Here is an 18057-nt window from a genome sequence, read left to right as displayed (position 1 = left end):
AGTTCTAATATTCTCTGCGTTAGCAGAATTTGAACGCAACCTTTCTGCTTGACCCTGATATGTTGCGAAGCGCTATGGTATGTCTCGAGCAATCATTTATAAGTACACAGGTGCCGTTCGTCCAGAACTTGTACCAGCGAAGCGAGTGAAGTCAACACAATAATTGAAAGTGAAGCAAAAACATGGTTAATATAAAAGCTAAGAAGTTACTTTATCACCTCACAAGTTTAAAGAATGTCAGCTCGATATTGGACAGTGGATTAAAACCAAGATCAATGCTAAAAAAATTCCATGATGTCGCAGACCAGGAAATAATCGATAGTCGCAGGGAGTACAAACTCGAGCATTATGTGCCTTTTCACTAGTTTTCACGAAACCCTTTTGCTGGACGTGTCCAGAAAGATCGACCAGATGAAGACTTTGTTTTGATTACAGTCAGACGGAGCATTGCTAAAACGGGAAACTGGAAGATAATCCCCAGACATCCGTTGGCTAATACAACTGTCGAGCTGTATGATTATGATAAGGGTTTCGGACTAATTGACTGGGACACAATGAATAAGCGTAATTACCATGATCCTGACTGTAAGAACATATGTATGGCGGAATGCTTGTCTCCAGGTATTGTCAATGTTTCAGAATTCTACAAGATCTATGTTCCCACAACAGATATTGAGAGGAATATGGGGAAAATACTGAAGCAAAGTAACCCATCAGTTGATGTTGTAATCAACGGAGAAATGTTCAATTAATGGTGTACAAGAAACTTAATCCGCAAAAAGCATTGATCTGGAGAATCACTCATCGCCAAAATCTTCCTTGGATTCTAGCCAATGGCTTGCATGCGGGGAACAACGCAGTACGCTCTTCGAACTGGGTGACGATTGGTAATGAAGATCTTATTAATCGTCGCAACCATCGCACTGTCCCCCTTTCACCTAGAGGTATGCTTAACGATTATATCCCTTTTTACTTCACACCCTTTTCTCCCATGATGTACAACATTTATACGGGGCGCGGTGGAGTACGGAAAGTGTCCAATACTGATATTGTCATTCTGGTTTCCAGTATGCATAGAGTGGCAGAACTAGGGTTACTTTTTGTCTTTACTGACCGCCATGCGTATCCAGTAACGACAAATTATTACAATGAGTTGACGGACTTAACTGCTATTGATTGGGCACTGTTGCAACAACGCAATTTTCAGCGTGATCCGGATGACCCGGAAAAGGTGGAACGTTATCAAGCAGAAGCACTGGTTCATGAGCATATGCCCATCCATGCTTTACTAGGTGCAGTATGCTATACACAGAATGTGCAGCGAGAATTAAAAGCACAAGCCAATGAGCTAGGAGTTAAACTGGATATATATTATAAACCCAGTTGGTACTTTCAAGGAGGCTAACAATGATAATACCCGCACAAGGCAACCTGCTGGAAGCTAATGTGGAAGCGCTGGTTAATACAGTTAATACTGTTGGTGTTATGGGCAAAGGAATTGCGTTGATGTTCAAAGAACGTTTTCCTGCCAACATGGCGGCTTATGTCAAGGCATGTGAAGCAAAAGAAGTTCAGACTGGCAAAATGTTTGTCACAGAGACTAGCGAACCGATGGGGCCGCGCTGGATTGTAAACTTCCCGACAAAACAACATTGGCGGGCTAAATCGCAAATGCAGTGGATTCTTGACGGCTTGGTTGATCTCCGCTATTTCATTGAAAAAAACCAGGTACATTCCATTGCCATTCCCCCATTGGGTGCGGGTAATGGCGGCCTCAACTGGGATGAAGTTAAACCGCATATCAACCAAATATTGGGCGACCTTAAAAATGTAGACATTGTTGTTTATGAACCTACAACCAAATATCAGAATGTGGCTAAACCAAAAGGTGTAGAAAAACTCACCCCAGCTCGTGCTTTGATTGCAGAGCTGGTGCGTCTTTACTGGGTTCTGGGAATGGAATGCAGTCTGTTGGAAATCCAGAAACTGGCATGGTTCCTAGAGCGTACGATCAAGGCCGAGGGGCTGAAAAATCCCTTAAACCTTAAGTTCGTAGCCAACAACTACGGCCCCTACGCAGATAAGCTACGTCACTTGTTAGATGGGCTAGACGGAAGCTATCTAAAAAGTGAAAAGCGTATCAGTGATTGTAGCCCACTGGATGTGATTTGGTTTAACGACGTCAAGCGAGACAAGGTAGCACTGTACTTAAAATCTGAAGCGAAAGCCTACCTGCCTGCGCTGAAAAAAATTGCTGAGTTGATTGACGGTTTCGAGTCTCCTTACGGGATAGAACTACTATCCACTGTGGACTGGCTGTTATTCCAAGAACAAGTGGCTCCCAACATAGAATCTTTAATTGATGGTATACGCCATTGGCCTGCCGGATATAGATCGGCTCAACGCAAGCTCAAACTGTTTGATCGAACCAAGCTGGAATTGGCGCTAACCCGTCTGAAACAAGTACCTTTGCAAGCAGCAGGTTAATTATTTTGGGACTGAATCATGTAACGTCATAAAGTCCCTTAACTTGCTCCTATTGCTACAAGGGCATGAGTATTGTTCAATTCCGGTAATAGCGAGCTTCTTTTCTGGTTATCAACGTGCTGATTAGAGAGTAACTTAAAGCTTCACTTCCCAATACAAAAACTCGAAAAAATCCTTCCTAGTAGATCATCGGAAGTAAACTCACCCGTTATCTCGCTCAACGCCTGCTGCGCCAGACGCAGCTCTTCTGCCAGCAATTCACCCGAACGGGCAACCACCAATTGTTCATGTCCCTGTTGTAAATGTTCCGCTGCGGTATTTAATGCTTGTAAATGACGACGACGAGCCAAGAAACCACCTTCGGTATTACTGCTAAAGCCCATAGTTTCTTTTAGATGATCACGCAATAAATCAATACCTTCACCGCTACGGGCAGAAAGTCTAACCAGCGAGTAACCACTTACTTCTGCAATACTTATCTCTTCATCGGTCATATCTGTCTTATTACGAACGACTGTGATAGGGAGCGATTTAGGCAGGCGAGCCATAAATTCAGGCCAGATTTCCACAGGTTCAACCGCGTTCGTTGTCGTGCTATCTACCATAAACAGTACACGATCAGCCTGCTCAATTTCCTGCCAAGCACGCTCAATACCAATACGCTCAACTTCGTCACTGGCTTCACGCAAGCCTGCGGTATCAATGATATGCAACGGCATACCGTCAATATGAATATGTTCACGCAGCACATCACGAGTTGTACCTGCAATATCCGTCACAATCGCCGCTTCACGGCCTGCTAATGCATTAAGCAGGCTGGATTTCCCCGCATTAGGACGACCGGCGATAACAACTTTCATCCCTTCACGTAAAAGGCTGCCCTGACGAGCCTGAGAACGTACACGCTCAAGCTCAGCCATCACGTCATCCAACTCAGCCTCGATTTTCCCATCAGAAAGGAAATCAATCTCTTCATCTGGAAAATCAATAGCCGCTTCTACATAGATTCGTAGGTGAGTAAGCGCTTCCACCATTTGGTGAACTTGAGTAGAAAAAGCGCCCTGTAAGGAATTCATCGCTGAACGGGCGGCTTGCTCCGAACTGGCATCGATCAGATCAGCAATGGCTTCCGCCTGAGCTAAATCCAGTTTGTCATTAAGAAAAGCGCGTTCAGAAAACTCACCTGGGTTAGCGATTCGCACACCTGGCAGAGTCAGAATACGTTTAAGCAGCAAATCGAGAATAACCGGCCCACCATGCCCTTGAAGCTCCAGTACATCTTCTCCGGTAAAGGAATTCGGCCCCGGAAAGTAAATAGCAATCCCCTGATCAAGTACCCGGCCATCCACATCACGAAATGGCAGATAATCTGCATAACGGGGTTTGGGTAATTTACCTAACACCACCTCGGCTACCTGTGCGGCTTTCGGGCCGGAAACACGCAAAATACCAACCCCTCCTCGTCCTGGCGGGGTAGCCTGAGCAACTATCGTATCCGTGGTATTCATTTTTTCACCCAAATAGTTAAGGCGGTCATTGACCGCCTTTTCTGTTACAACGGCCAGCATATATTCATTCTGGCTGAAGCTATGTTTTATTTCGCTGGCTTTTTCTCGCGACTATGCAGACCACGTTTTTCCAGCCCACGATAAATTAATTGCTGCTGGATAATTGTCACCAAGTTACTGACGATATAATACAGAACCAGACCTGATGGGAACCACAGGAAGAATATGGTAAATATGACAGGCATATAAGTCATAATCTTCTGTTGCATCGGATCAGTAATTGTCGTCGGAGACATTTTCTGGATGATGAACATGGTCACACCCATCAGCAACGGCAGGATGTAATAAGGATCTTGCGCAGACAAGTCATTAATCCAACCCGCGAATGGCGCATGGCGCAATTCAACAGAACCCATCAACATGTAATATAAAGCAAGGAAGATTGGCATCTGGATCAACAGAGGCAAACAACCACCCAGTGGGTTCACTTTCTCTGCTTTATACAATGCCATCATTTCCTGGCTCATACGCTGTTTATCATCACCAATACGCTCGCGCATAGCCGCCAATTTCGGCTGTAACAGACGCATTTTCGCCATTGAAGTATATTGCGCCTTGGTCAGCGGGTACATGATACCACGCACAATAAAGGTGATAACGATGATGGAGAAGCCCCAGTTACCAATAAAACCATGCAGGAACTTCAACAGCTTAAATAATGGCTGAGAGATAAACCACAACCAACCATAGTCTACCGACAGATCCAGATGAGGCGCTACAGCGGCCATCTCATCTTGAATTTCCGGGCCAACCCACAATGTAGAAGAGATAGCTTTTTCACTATTAGCCGCAACAGAGATTGGCGCGCTCTTATAGCCGATCGCAGCCATCCCTTTATCTAATGCGACAGTGTAGAAGGTAGTGGTTTCATTAGCCGCCGGAACCCAAGCAGTAGCAAAATATTGCTGCAACATGGCAATCCAGCCACCTTTGGTGGTCACGGATAAAGGTTCACCTTCAATATCGCTAAAGCTATATTTCTTGTATTTGGTATCGTCTGAAGAATAAGCCGCGCCACGGTAAGTATGCAGGGCGAAATTACTGCTGCCTGTATCACGATGCTTCGGTAGTTCAACACTCTGTTTCAACTGACCAAAGAAGGTCATCTGTAACGGTTTTTCCGTCGTGTTATTAATATGGTAATCCACACTAATCGCGTATTCACCACGTTTCAGGACAAATGTTTTAACATAAACAATGCCATCTTTAGTGACGAAATTCATCGGAATACGCAATTCATCCTGCCCATCAGCCAATACATAGCTATCCTGTACTGCGGTATACAGCGGGCGTTCACTATTCAGCGGATTATCTGGGCCATCTTTCCCCGTTAATCCACTTTGTGCTTGATAAGTGAAAGCAGATGTTGTTTCCAACAGCTTGAATGGTTGGTTTGAACCTAGGGTATCAGGATAGGCTAACAGGTCAGCCTCTTCGATATCACCGCCACGAGTATTGATGGTCAAAGAGAGCACATCAGTTTTAACTGTGATAAGTTTACCTTTTCCACTGCCTGGTACAGCCTGATTCTCACTGCTCGGCATATCCGTTTGTTGCGTGGCCTGTACTGTCGTTGGCTGCGGATTTTTATCTGCTTCCCATGCTTGCCAGACCAAGAAAGAAACGAACAGCAAAGCGATGAGAAGAAGATTACGTTGCGAATCCATCGTTAGTGTTCTCTGTTATCGTTGTTTTTTACGGGTGGGACAGGATCATCACCACCTTCATGTAAAGGGTGGCATTTTAATATGCGTTTCACCGTTAACCAACCGCCTTTTATCACCCCAAATCGGCATAACGCCTCAATGCCATATTGAGAGCATGTAGGATTAAAGCGACAACGGGGTCCCAACAGCGGGCTTATGACCAACTGATATCCTCGGATTAATCCGATCAGGAAGCGCGAGCCAAGCGACAGTGACGACGCCATAATTTACCCAAAGCTTCCGTTAACGCACGGTTATCAAGCTCAGCAACGCCTTTCTTAACCAATACCACAAAATCCATAGGAGGCAACTGATGTTGGTTTAAACGGAAGCTTTCACGGGCCAACCGCTTAATCCGGTTACGCTCATGAGCACGTTTAACATTTTTCTTGGCTATAGTAAGACCGATGCGGGGATGCCCCAGCTCGTTAAGGCGGCCAAGGATCGTAATCTCTGGCGAACTTGCCCGTTGAGGTTGCTGGAAAACATAAGTGAAATGCTTGGGAGTTAACAAGCGTAACTCCCTCGGAAAAGCGAGCGTAACCACTAGATGGTTAGCTTTATTACTTAGAAACGGTCAGACGAGCACGGCCTTTTGCACGACGGCGAGCCAGAACCTGACGACCATTTTTGGTAGCCATACGAGCGCGGAAGCCGTGAGAACGGTTACGCTTCAGTACGGATGGTTGGAAAGTGCGTTTCATAGCGATTTCTACCTAACTTAAGATTATTACTGATTCAGTAAACGCGTTGGCAGCCAGTGAGCATAATAGACACCGATGCCTCAATCGCAACATCAATATAAAAGAAGCGGGATTGTAATAAAATGTACAGCTCTGAGTCAATTTACATAACACAAAGTCGGCCGGCTTTTCTACTGAGTTGGATGTTTACCAACACTCTGCTCATGCGTACACCAGAACCCTTCACTAAGAATTATCGGTAAAAAACTCTGGTATCGCACATAGGGTGCAACATTATACGGACTACTGAACAAAGCGCAACGATCACCGGCAGATCTTCGTTTTCTGTTATGATCCTTGGTTCGATTTTACTTTAAATATCAGCTTATTCTCGATCTGCATTTGACAACCGCCATAACTCCACTGCAACCCCTTTATAGTCCTTTATTTCACAGACAATTTTATCCTGTGGATAAAAAGCGCTTAAACTGTGTAAAAGAATGAAGATCTATATCGTCTTTTGCGCTATGATCCCCAGCCATGATTTGGATCTTATCCTCGGATCATGGGGGGAGCGATGACATTAAAAATCGCCATACACATGACAATCGATCCTTCCTCGCCTTAGAGGAATCGTTGTTTTGTACCCAATATAATGAGCTAACCACTCCGATTTCTTTAATTGTTAATTGGCCTTGTTTTAGGGGAGTCCACCGTGTCACTTTCGCTTTGGCAGCAATGTCTTGCCCGATTGCAGGATGAATTACCTGCCACAGAATTCAGTATGTGGATACGCCCCCTTCAGGCAGAGCTAAGTGGTAACACTCTGGCGCTTTATGCCCCAAATCGATTCGTTCTGGATTGGGTAAGAGAGAAGTATATCAATAACATCAATGGGTTGTTGAATGACTTCTGTGGAGCTGAAGTACCATTATTACGTTTTGAAGTTGGCAACAAACCTATTTCCCAAAACGATAGCCCGCCACAAAGGGTTGTTGCTCACACGCCGGTCGCACCCGCACCACAAAACACATCAGTACGACCTAGTTGGGATAACACCGCGGTACAACCAGAGCTATCTTATCGCTCTAACGTTAACCCGAAACATACTTTTGATAACTTTGTCGAAGGTAAATCCAACCAACTTGCTCGCGCCGCGGCAAGACAGGTCGCTGATAATCCCGGCGGCGCTTATAATCCACTATTTCTTTATGGTGGTACGGGTTTAGGTAAAACCCATCTATTACATGCCGTAGGCAACAGCATTATGGCACGTAAGGCAAATGCCAAGGTGGTCTATATGCATTCTGAACGTTTCGTTCAGGATATGGTCAAGGCATTACAAAATAATGCAATAGAAGAGTTCAAACGCTATTACCGCTCTGTCGACGCATTACTGATCGATGATATTCAGTTTTTTGCCAATAAAGAACGTTCTCAAGAAGAATTCTTTCACACATTCAATGCATTACTGGAAGGTAATCAACAGATTATTCTGACATCAGATCGCTATCCAAAAGAGATCAATGGGGTAGAAGATCGGTTAAAATCCCGTTTTGGCTGGGGGCTGACCGTTGCCATTGAACCACCGGAACTCGAAACTCGTGTCGCTATCTTGATGAAAAAGGCAGACGAAAACGAAATCCAGTTGCCTGGAGAAGTTGCTTTCTTTATAGCTAAACGTCTGCGTTCTAATGTCCGTGAACTCGAAGGGGCATTGAACAGGGTAATAGCGAATGCCAATTTTACCGGTCGAGCGATTACTATTGATTTTGTACGTGAAGCATTACGTGACCTGTTAGCACTGCAAGAAAAACTGGTTACCATTGATAATATTCAGAAAACAGTCGCTGAATATTATAAAATCAAGGTGGCCGATTTACTTTCCAAACGGCGCTCCCGTTCCGTTGCCCGTCCAAGGCAAATGGCAATGGCGCTGGCAAAAGAGTTAACCAACCACAGCTTGCCTGAAATCGGGGATGCCTTTGGTGGACGTGACCACACAACTGTGTTGCATGCTTGTCGTAAGATCGAGCAACTGCGTGAAGAAAGTCACGACATCAAAGAGGATTTTTCTAACTTAATCAGAACATTGTCTTCCTAGTGCTATGAAATTTATCATTGAACGCGAGCAATTGTTAAAACCACTGCAACAAGTCAGTAGCCCGCTGAGTGGGCGCCCTACTCTGCCTATCCTTGGTAATTTATTACTACAGGTTACAGAAGGTTCCCTGTTGCTGACCGGTACAGATTTAGAAATGGAAATGATGGCAAGAGTCACGCTTTCATTGCCACACGCAGAAGGTGCAACCACGGTACCGGCACGTAAATTCTTTGATATCTGGCGAGGTCTGCCAGATGGGGCCGAAATCAGTGTAGAACTGGATGGCGACCGCTTATTGGTGCGTTCTGGCCGCAGCCGTTTTTCGCTCTCCACATTGCCCGCTTCTGATTTTCCAAATCTTGATGACTGGCAAAGCGAGGTAGAGTTTTCACTGCCACAGGCCACACTGAAACGCCTTATTGAATCAACTCAATTCTCAATGGCTCACCAGGATGTCCGCTATTACCTCAACGGTATGTTGTTTGAAACCGAAGGAGAAGAGTTGCGTACAGTTGCAACCGATGGTCACCGTCTGGCAGTCTGTTCTATGGGAATTGGTCAAAAGTTGCCTTCCCATTCGGTTATCGTGCCACGCAAAGGCGTGATTGAACTCATGAGATTGCTGGATGGCGGCGATACTCCGCTACAGTTACAAATCGGCAGTAACAATATTCGCGCCCACGTTGGCGACTTTATTTTTACTTCTAAATTGGTGGATGGGCGTTTCCCTGATTATCGCCGCGTATTGCCAAAGAACCCGGATAAAACCCTGGAAGCCAATTGCGATATGCTGAAACAAGCTTTTTCACGCGCGGCAATTCTCTCTAACGAGAAATTCCGTGGAGTTCGCCTCTATTTCAGTGAGAACCAGCTAAAAATCACAGCCAATAATCCTGAGCAGGAAGAAGCCGAAGAGATTGTCGATGTCAGCTACCAAGGTGCTGAAATGGAAATAGGCTTTAATGTCAGTTACGTGCTAGATGTACTTAATACATTAAGATGTGAAGAGGTTCGTTTATTACTAACTGATGCTATTTCCAGTGTTCAGATAGAAGACTGCGCCAGCCACAATGCGGCTTATGTCGTGATGCCAATGCGCCTGTAACCGGATTTATATTTCAGGTATATGACTCTCACGCGTTTACTTATCCGCGATTTTCGTAATATCGCCGCCGCTGATTTGCCTCTGGCTACCGGATTTAATTTTCTGGTTGGATCTAATGGCAGCGGCAAAACCAGCGTACTGGAAGCGATTTATACGCTAGGTCACGGACGCGCTTTTCGTAGCATTCAGACAGGGCGGATAATCCGTCATGACTGTGATGAATTCGTTCTGCATGGGCGGTTAAGGCAACAAGAGAACAAGCGAGAGCGGTCTATCGGTCTGAGTAAAAACCGTCATGGCGACAGTAAAGTCAGAATTGATGGTAGTGATGGCTGTAAAATTGCCGAACTGGCTAAGATGTTACCTATGCAGCTCATTACCCCTGAAGGGTTTACCCTGTTAAATGGCGGGCCGAAGTATCGACGGGCCTTTATTGACTGGGGTTGCTTTCACAATGAGCCGCGCTTTTTTTCTGCATGGGTAAACTTAAAACGGCTACTCAAACAACGCAATGCAGCACTACGACAAGTTACCCACTATAGCCAGATACGGCCTTGGGATCAGGAATTGGCCCCACTTGCTAACCAAATAAATCAGTGGCGCGGTGAATATGTTGCAAACATTACTCAGGATATTACGGATACCTGTAAGCAATTCTTACCCGAATTTACATTAAGTTTCTCTTTCCAACAGGGATGGGACAAAGAGAGTGATTATGCTGAATTACTGGAACGCCAATTTGAGCGCGACAGAACGTTAACCTATACAGCTTCCGGCCCACATAAGGCAGATCTGCGCATTCGTGCGGAAGGAACGCCAGTAGAAGATATGCTATCCCGCGGTCAATTAAAGTTACTGATGTGCGCACTGCGGCTAGCACAGGGTGAATATTTCACCCGACAGAGCGGACAACAATGTCTGTATCTGCTTGATGATTTTGCCTCCGAACTGGATACCGGCCGCCGTCAATTGCTGGCCGCACGTCTAAAATCCACGCAAGCTCAGGTATTTGTCAGTGCGATAAATCCCGACCAAATAACAGACATGCTTGATGGAAATAGCAAGATGTTTCGCGTGAAAAATGGCAAAATAGAGGTTCAACCACAGGATTAAAAATGAGCGAGAAACGTTGATGTCGAATACATATGACTCCTCAAGTATCAAGGTATTAAAAGGGCTGGATGCGGTGCGTAAACGTCCGGGCATGTATATCGGTGATACAGACGATGGTACCGGCTTACACCACATGGTCTTCGAGGTTGTCGACAACGCTATCGACGAAGCCCTCGCAGGTCATTGTAATGAAGTTATCGTCACTATCCATGCTGATAACTCAGTCTCCGTACAGGATGATGGCCGCGGTATTCCTACCGGCATACACGAAGAAGAAGGTGTTTCAGCAGCCGAAGTTATTATGACCGTGCTGCATGCGGGGGGTAAATTCGATGATAACTCTTATAAAGTCTCCGGCGGTTTGCACGGCGTAGGGGTTTCTGTTGTTAACGCCTTGTCTGAAAAGCTGGAATTGGTTATCCGCCGTGACGGCAAAGTTCATGAACAGACTTATCACCTTGGCGTACCGCAAAGCCCACTGAAAGTCGTTGGAGAAACAGAACAGACAGGTACCCGTGTCCGTTTCTGGCCGAGCATGGATACTTTCCGTAATAACACAGAATTCCAGCACGACATTCTGGCTAAACGCTTGCGTGAATTATCCTTCCTGAATTCCGGTGTATCCATCCGCCTTATTGATAAACGCACTAATACGGAAGACCACTTCCATTATGAAGGTGGAATTAAAGCGTTTGTTGAATTCCTAAATAAAAACAAAACACCAATTCATCCAAATGTTTTCTATTTCTCTACAGAAAAAGACGGCATCGGCGTTGAAATTTCAATGCAATGGAATGATGGTTTCCAGGAAAATATTTACTGCTTCACCAATAATATCCCACAACGCGATGGGGGAACTCACTTAGTTGGCTTCCGTACTGCGATGACACGTACCCTTAATAGTTACATGGATAAAGAAGGGTACAACAAGAAATCCAAAGTCAGCGCGACTGGTGATGATGCTCGTGAAGGTTTAGTTGCTGTTATTTCCGTTAAAGTGCCTGATCCAAAATTCTCTTCTCAGACTAAAGACAAACTTGTCTCTTCCGAAGTAAAAACTGCGGTTGAAACGCTGATGAATGAGAAGCTGGTGGAATATCTGCTGGAAAATCCAAACGACGCTAAAACTGTCGTCAGTAAAATTATTGATGCTGCCCGCGCTCGTGAGGCAGCTCGCAAAGCGCGTGAAATGACACGCCGTAAAGGGGCGCTGGATCTGGCTGGACTGCCAGGCAAATTGGCTGATTGTCAGGAACGTGATCCGGCACTCTCTGAACTCTACTTAGTGGAAGGAGACTCTGCGGGTGGCTCGGCAAAACAGGGCCGTAACCGCAAAAATCAGGCAATTTTGCCGCTAAAAGGTAAAATCCTGAATGTCGAAAAAGCGCGTTTCGATAAAATGCTCTCTTCCCAAGAAGTGGCAACCCTGATCACCGCATTGGGCTGTGGTATTGGCCGTGACGAATACAATCCAGATAAGCTGCGTTACCATAGCATTATCATCATGACGGATGCGGACGTCGATGGCTCTCATATTCGTACTCTATTGCTGACTTTCTTCTATCGTCAAATGCCAGAAATCATTGAACGCGGTCATGTGTTTATTGCTCAACCACCGTTGTATAAAGTCAAAAAAGGCAAACAAGAACAATACATTAAAGATGATGAAGCAATGGATGAGTACCAGCTATCCATTGCACTGGATGGCGCTTCACTTTACACCAATGAGCACGCGCCAGCCCTAAAAGGTGAACCGCTGGAAAAATTGGTGACCGAATTTAATGGTGTTCAAAAAATCATTAAACGCATGGAACGCCTATATCCGCTAAGTTTATTGAATAACCTAATTTATCATCCGAAGCTGACCGAAGAAGCATTGTCTGATAAAGCGAAAGTTGAAGAATGGATTGAAATGCTGGTCACCCGTCTGAATGACAGTGAACAAAACGGCAGCAGCTACAGTTATCGCCTCCATGAAAATCGTGAGCGCCAAATGTACGAACCGGTTCTGTGTGTTCGTACACACGGTGTAGATACTGATTACCTATTGGACTTCGATTTTGTCCACGGCGGTGAATATCACCGAATCACTCAGCTAGGCGATAAACTTCGCAACTTGATCGAAGAAAGCGCTTATATCGAACGCGGTGAACGACGCCAACCCGTTAGCAGTTTTGAGCAAGCGCTAAACTGGTTGACTAAAGAGTCTCGCCGCGGGTTGTCTATACAGCGCTATAAGGGCTTGGGAGAAATGAACCCTGAGCAGTTATGGGAAACGACCATGAACCCGGAAACTCGCCGCATGATGCGTGTGACAGTAAAAGATGCCATTGCAACTGACCAACTGTTTACAACTCTAATGGGTGATGCTGTTGAACCTCGCCGAGCATTTATTGAAGAGAATGCCCTGAAAGCAGCCAATATTGATATCTAATTGATATTATTATCAATTTAAAAAAGCGCTCATATTAATTCTCTATGAGCGCTTTTTTTATCTGTTATTTATAACCAATAAAGTGTAATTTATTTAATGTTTCTGTAAAACATCACTTAAATATAATCTAAGGGTACAATATGGCTGACATGATTTACATGACAATAAAGGGAAAAAACAGGGATTAATATCTGCTGGATGTTCTTCTGTTGATTCTATTGGTAATAAATATCAAGCAAACCATCTTGATCAGATATTAGTTTATACCCTATGGATTTCAAGTTGCATCGCGGCGGCAAGGGAGTGAATCCCCGGGAGCATAGCAAACTATGTGACCGGGGTGAGCGAGTGCAGCCAACAAAGAGGCAGCTTGAAAGATGACGGGTATATAGCTTAAGCCATGCGATAACACAAACTCAAAATGTCGATCATCAACCCATTATTATCCAAAAACCTATCGACAAATCATCACCATTACTCGGTGTTGCTATTTCTGAGAATGAGTCTCTTGAATGCTCTATTGATTTTTACCGAACTAACTCAAATGGTGCTCAAGAACGTTATTACAATATAAAAATCACTGGCGCCACAATCACTGAAATAAGTGTCTTACATCCACATTCATTGAATCATAATGAGCTTCCACCACAGGAAAGTATCTCGTTAAAATATACAAACATTACCTGGAATCACCTTATCGCAGGTACTGGCGGTTATAGTATTTGGGATGATAGAATTTATTAAAAGAGCAAAACAAGGCGTTTTAATTTAACGCCTTGTTTCATTGACGAACTTTCTTGGTAGAACCAAAGCATATAAAATAGAAAACATCACACTACCTACTCTAATTACCTCACTATTTAAATTAATAAACATTGATATAATTTCATGATAACCACCATATTTCACAATAAACAATTGAATTGAACCCAACATTACTATAATAAAAAACCCAAGAACAGAGAGAATATAACTTCGTCTTTTCTCTATAGTAATTTTCATGAAAAGAAGAAAAAACAAAAGCGTTAACGATAAAAGATAGTACAGAAAAATATCCTGCCAAGTAGATTGAGTGGAAATTGTAACATCTATATAGTCCATTATTCTTTTTCACCAGTAATTTATTGTCAACATTTAAACTTCCTTGGGAACATCATCATGACTAAAATTGAAAATATCACCGCACTTACTCTTATTACCTCATCATTTAAATTCAAAAATATAAATGGTGGAATCAAGGAATAAATAAATTTAGATATAATTAATTGATCTGTACAAAAAGAAAATAAAAACAAAAGATTAATTACAAATAGAGAAATACTCTTTTTACTTTCCGTGTATTTTTTAATAAATAAAAAAAACATAGAAAAAATCATTATAAATAAAAAATATAATAAAATATCCATATCAGATGATTGAGTAGATATAATTAGTTCCTAACCCATATTATTTGGCTCATATAACGAGAAGATAACGTCCTTGCCAACTCCCTTAATTCTCTAACCTTTAAAGCTAGTAGTTTATCTTGTTCCATTCCTACCATCTCCATAAAAACGATTCACTATACATTTGGATAGAAGATCATAAATATAGATTATGAATATAACAAAAATAAACCAATAAAGAAACAATGAACAGAGCTATATGGATAAATCCACCCAAACAACGAGTGGATTTTTACATAAGTAAATGTATTAAAATAATTAAACCAAGATACGCAGCATACGACGCAGAGGCTCTGCTGCTCCCCACAGCAATTGGTCACCGACAGTAAAAGCAGATAAATACTCTGGACCTATATTCAGTTTACGTAAACGCCCTACAGGAGTATTCAAAGTTCCCGTTACCGCCGCCGGGGTTAATTCGCGCATACTCAATTCGCGATCATTTGGAATAACACGAACCCAGTCATTATGCGCAGCCAGTAATTGCTCAATTTCAGGAATAGAAATATCTTTTTTCAATTTCAGAGTAAATGCCTGACTATGGCAACGCAGCGCCCCAATACGCACACACAAGCCATCCACGGTAATGATGTTATTACCAGTATTGAGGATCTTGTTGGTTTCTGCCTGACCTTTCCACTCTTCACGGCTTTGGCCGTTATCAAGTTGTTTATCAATCCACGGAATCAAACTACCTGCCAACGGCACACCAAATTGCTCAGTTGACATAACTCCGCTACGGGTAAAATCCGTTACCTTTTTTTCAATATCCAGAATAGCCGATGCCGGATCTTGCAGCTCTTTTGCTACCTGGGTATGTAAAGCTCCCATCTGCACCAGAAGTTCACGCATATGACGAGCGCCCGCACCAGAAGCTGCCTGATAAGTTGCAACAGAAGCCCATTCAATCAAATTATTAGCAAACAAACCACCCAAAGACATCAGCATTAGGCTAACGGTACAATTACCACCAACAAAAGTTTTTATGCCTTCATTAAGACCTTGCTGAATATGCGCATGGTTAACTGGATCAAGAATAATGATAGAATCATCATTCATACGCAGTGCTGACGCCGCATCAATCCAATATCCCTGCCAACCCGTTGCTCTTAACTTTGGATAAATCTCATTAGTATAATCTCCCCCCTGACAGCTAATAATAATATCCAAAGCACCAAGAGCTTCGATATCGAAAGCATTCTGTAACGTACCTTGCTGACCAGTAAAATCAGGTGCTGGCTGTCCGTGTTGTGATGTCGAGAAGAATACCGGACGAATAACATCAAAATCCCGCTCTTCAATCATACGCTGCATTAATACTGAGCCGACCATCCCGCGCCAGCCGATAAAGCCCACATTTTTCATCATTATTGTCCTACTTCGGTGAGTGTTGATTCAGTGATTCTGATTACACCAAAGCTGACAAAATATGACCAAGGACGCAAGTGAATTTATTAACTAATTCACAAGATATTTAGCAACGTAGCTAGCAGCAAGATATATAACAAATCTGGCATCTGAGTAAAAAGCCACCGGCTGGTGGCAAATATTTACAATTAACTTTTAATTTTCAAGTCACATTCAATTGAGTTTTAGTTTTTTCTTTGGGATGCGGCTTAACACTTATTACTTCACCAGGTTTGGAAATAAAGCGGACAAACGTTTCATGGCTAACGAAAGTTGCGCCACAATTGATGTTTTGACATTGATTATAACGTTCTTTTGTATGGCTGGAATGCTCAAAGCTACTGCGTGCATGAGCCGCTTTACCACAAAGAGGACACTTGATCATATTTTCTTACCCTTAACTAAAACATGAACTCTCATAATGTGAACAATATAGCAATGAGATCTCATTTAAAGAACATTTATTTCATGTCGAGATCATCAATTTTTAATTCCAGAGTCAGTGCTGTTGTAAAACCACCAGATCCATTCACCGTGTGGGTAACTGTCGTTAACGTCCATTCGGCAGCATCTATTTCTGGTTTAAATCCAGTAACTTTGATGGGTATTTCAGGGTAGAGATCTGCACGCCCCTGAGCCAATTGAATCGAAAACGTCGCTGCTCCACGTTGCATTTTTTCCCAGGCAACCTTGGCTGCACGTTTAGCACTAGCCTCATCAGCATAAGTACGAGAAAGCTCTAATACGTTATCTTTGCTACCGATCAAATAAGATTTTAATTTATCAGCATTTTCCTGATTTTTTCGTTCAACGGTTAAGGTATGTTTTTTCTCCGGTTTACGGACATCCAACCAGTTTGCTACCACGCCGGTATAAGCCTCACGATCAGACAGAGTAAAATTGTGGTTGTCACCTGACCGACGTGTAATCACTAATGCAGGGATAACCGCACCACTGGCTGTTTTATTCTGTCCTTGCCGGATAAATATCAACTTACCATTTTTTACGGAAGCAATCGCCCCTTCCTGCCTTGCCAGGCGGGTAAGAAAACTACCATCTGACTCATTCGTCTGATCAATATGGTTAATAAATATCTTCGCAATATCCTGATGTAAATCAGCAGTAAGATTATTTCTAGCAGCGATAATATGGACAATATCACCTATCGTTTTCTTATGATAAGACTCTTCACGTCTCATATTAAGAGATTCACGGAAATCAGCACTACGGGCACGAATTGTTAATTTATCCGGTACTCCACTGTGGCCAATTTCATCCACAGTAAAACGTCCTTTACTAATCAGTGGTTGATCACGCCATCCCAACGCCAATGAAATCACATTACCTCTAGAAGGTAGCACCAAACTTCCATCTGCATCATCCAGTTCAATATCAAGCTGGTCGGCTTCAAAACCTCGATTATCTGTCATTGTTAGTGATATCAGGCGCGATTGAATGCGCCCGCTGATATCTTTATTATCAATTTCCAAAAGAAATGCCGGTGCATTGCCTTTTTCAGTTCCCCTGCCAAATTCAGACGTCATGACAATACCTCTCTGACTCTATTTGACAAATTGTCTGTAAGCATAGAGAACTGTTCTTGAAGATCACCGAACATTTCACTTAGAGAACTATCTACTCGCTTCAATGTCAACGTGAAATCAATTTTGCGTGCAGAACCATTCGACATAAATTCAGTTTTTGTCTGGTCGATACTCTCAATGACAAACATACCGTAAACCGTGCCGCTGCCATCTATAAAAGACCAAGCCTTACCGCTGTCAGCCATAACTTGTAGTACCGTCAATGATAAACGGCCACCAGTAATTTCTGGATATAACGAACCGGAAAGTGTCATTGTGTCGTTATCCGGCCCCAGAAATTGCCAGGCAGGCCGCACCCCGATACGGCTATTAAAAGCATGTCGCCATGACTGAGTATATTGCATACTCTGGTATGGCGTGGTTTTCAACATAAAAACAAATAAACCCAGTGCAGCCATCAT

General features: G+C 43.4%; 15 protein-coding genes and 3 pseudogenes. 9 read left to right on the top strand and 9 right to left on the bottom strand.

Annotated features, from left to right (window positions below; all coding sequences use genetic code 11):
* The first annotated feature begins 182 nt into the window (after positions 1-182).
* From EAE92_RS25425 to darG, 3 genes and pseudogenes are all read left to right on the top strand, one after another.
* A pseudogene (locus EAE92_RS25425) lies at positions 183-752 on the top strand (DarT ssDNA thymidine ADP-ribosyltransferase family protein).
* Positions 752-1405, top strand: a complete 654-nt coding sequence (darT, locus tag EAE92_RS16815; protein ID WP_214068912.1) for a type II toxin-antitoxin system toxin DNA ADP-ribosyl transferase DarT — start codon at positions 752-754, stop codon at positions 1403-1405. Before EAE92_RS25425 ends, darT begins: the two are co-directional and overlap by 1 nt.
* A gap of 2 nt (positions 1406-1407) precedes the next feature.
* A complete protein-coding gene (darG, locus tag EAE92_RS16810; protein ID WP_214068911.1) occupies positions 1408-2487 on the top strand; it encodes a type II toxin-antitoxin system antitoxin DNA ADP-ribosyl glycohydrolase DarG in 1080 nt (359 codons plus the stop codon).
* A gap of 143 nt (positions 2488-2630) precedes the next feature.
* Here darG and mnmE read toward each other — a convergent pair whose 3' ends face one another.
* The 5 genes from mnmE to rpmH form a co-directional block, all read right to left on the bottom strand.
* The gene (gene mnmE, locus EAE92_RS16805; RefSeq protein ID WP_214068924.1) at positions 2631-3995 is read right to left on the bottom strand and encodes a tRNA uridine-5-carboxymethylaminomethyl(34) synthesis GTPase MnmE; all 1365 of its coding nucleotides are present in this window, start codon (positions 3993-3995) and stop codon (positions 2631-2633) included.
* Positions 3996-4081: 86 nt separating this feature from the next.
* Positions 4082-5722 carry a membrane protein insertase YidC gene (gene yidC / locus EAE92_RS16800; protein WP_214068910.1) on the bottom strand — a complete coding sequence of 547 codons (1641 nt, stop codon included), beginning with the start codon at positions 5720-5722 and terminating at the stop codon, positions 4082-4084.
* A gap of 2 nt (positions 5723-5724) precedes the next feature.
* Entirely contained in the window at positions 5725-5985 is a 261-nt protein-coding gene (yidD, locus tag EAE92_RS16795; protein ID WP_214068909.1) for a membrane protein insertion efficiency factor YidD, read from the bottom strand.
* Positions 5949-6308: a ribonuclease P protein component gene (rnpA, locus tag EAE92_RS16790; protein ID WP_071647078.1), complete on the bottom strand. Its 360-nt coding sequence runs from the start codon at positions 6306-6308 to the stop codon at positions 5949-5951. Before rnpA ends, yidD begins: the two co-directional genes overlap by 37 nt.
* Before the next feature lie 16 nt (positions 6309-6324).
* Entirely contained in the window at positions 6325-6465 is a 141-nt protein-coding gene (rpmH, locus tag EAE92_RS16785; RefSeq protein WP_000831330.1) for a 50S ribosomal protein L34, read from the bottom strand.
* A 694-nt stretch (positions 6466-7159) separates the two neighbouring features.
* On the opposite strand from rpmH, the gene dnaA reads away from it, so the two are divergent.
* The 6 genes and pseudogenes from dnaA to tssD form a co-directional block, all read left to right on the top strand.
* The gene (gene dnaA / locus EAE92_RS16780; RefSeq protein WP_088372748.1) at positions 7160-8548 is read left to right on the top strand and encodes a chromosomal replication initiator protein DnaA; all 1389 of its coding nucleotides are present in this window, start codon (positions 7160-7162) and stop codon (positions 8546-8548) included.
* Positions 8549-8552: 4 nt separating this feature from the next.
* On the top strand, positions 8553-9653 hold the full coding sequence (dnaN, locus tag EAE92_RS16775) for a DNA polymerase III subunit beta (RefSeq protein WP_214068908.1): 1101 nt from the start codon (positions 8553-8555) through the stop codon (positions 9651-9653).
* Between the two features lie 21 nt (positions 9654-9674).
* Complete coding sequence (gene recF, locus EAE92_RS16770; RefSeq protein WP_214068907.1) at positions 9675-10766, top strand: DNA replication/repair protein RecF; 1092 nt, start codon at positions 9675-9677, stop codon at positions 10764-10766.
* A gap of 19 nt (positions 10767-10785) precedes the next feature.
* On the top strand, positions 10786-13200 hold the full coding sequence (gene gyrB, locus EAE92_RS16765) for a DNA topoisomerase (ATP-hydrolyzing) subunit B (protein ID WP_214068906.1): 2415 nt from the start codon (positions 10786-10788) through the stop codon (positions 13198-13200).
* Between the two features lie 140 nt (positions 13201-13340).
* Positions 13341-13459, top strand: a pseudogene (locus EAE92_RS24705) (type VI secretion system tube protein Hcp); the annotation flags it as partial.
* A 125-nt stretch (positions 13460-13584) separates the two neighbouring features.
* Positions 13585-13944, top strand: a pseudogene (tssD, locus tag EAE92_RS16760) (type VI secretion system tube protein TssD); the annotation flags it as partial.
* A 959-nt stretch (positions 13945-14903) separates the two neighbouring features.
* Here the strand turns inward: tssD and asd are convergent.
* From asd to EAE92_RS16740, 4 genes are all read right to left on the bottom strand, one after another.
* On the bottom strand, positions 14904-16010 hold the full coding sequence (gene asd / locus EAE92_RS16755) for an aspartate-semialdehyde dehydrogenase (RefSeq protein ID WP_214068923.1): 1107 nt from the start codon (positions 16008-16010) through the stop codon (positions 14904-14906).
* A gap of 205 nt (positions 16011-16215) precedes the next feature.
* Positions 16216-16437 (bottom strand): ogr/Delta-like zinc finger family protein, encoded by a 222-nt coding sequence (locus EAE92_RS16750; protein WP_036782400.1) that lies wholly within the window; start codon positions 16435-16437, stop codon positions 16216-16218.
* Positions 16438-16513: 76 nt separating this feature from the next.
* The gene (locus EAE92_RS16745) at positions 16514-17596 is read right to left on the bottom strand and encodes a phage late control D family protein (RefSeq protein ID WP_214068905.1); all 1083 of its coding nucleotides are present in this window, start codon (positions 17594-17596) and stop codon (positions 16514-16516) included.
* The gene (locus EAE92_RS16740) at positions 17593-18057 is read right to left on the bottom strand and encodes a phage tail protein (RefSeq protein WP_105397432.1); all 465 of its coding nucleotides are present in this window, start codon (positions 18055-18057) and stop codon (positions 17593-17595) included. Before EAE92_RS16740 ends, EAE92_RS16745 begins: the two co-directional genes overlap by 4 nt.

This window comes from Photorhabdus hainanensis (assembly GCF_018448965.1).
Taxonomy (GTDB): Bacteria; Pseudomonadota; Gammaproteobacteria; order Enterobacterales; family Enterobacteriaceae; genus Photorhabdus; species Photorhabdus akhurstii.
The sequence above is the reverse complement of the archived record's forward strand: the minus strand, read 5'-3'. Positions and strand labels throughout refer to the sequence as shown.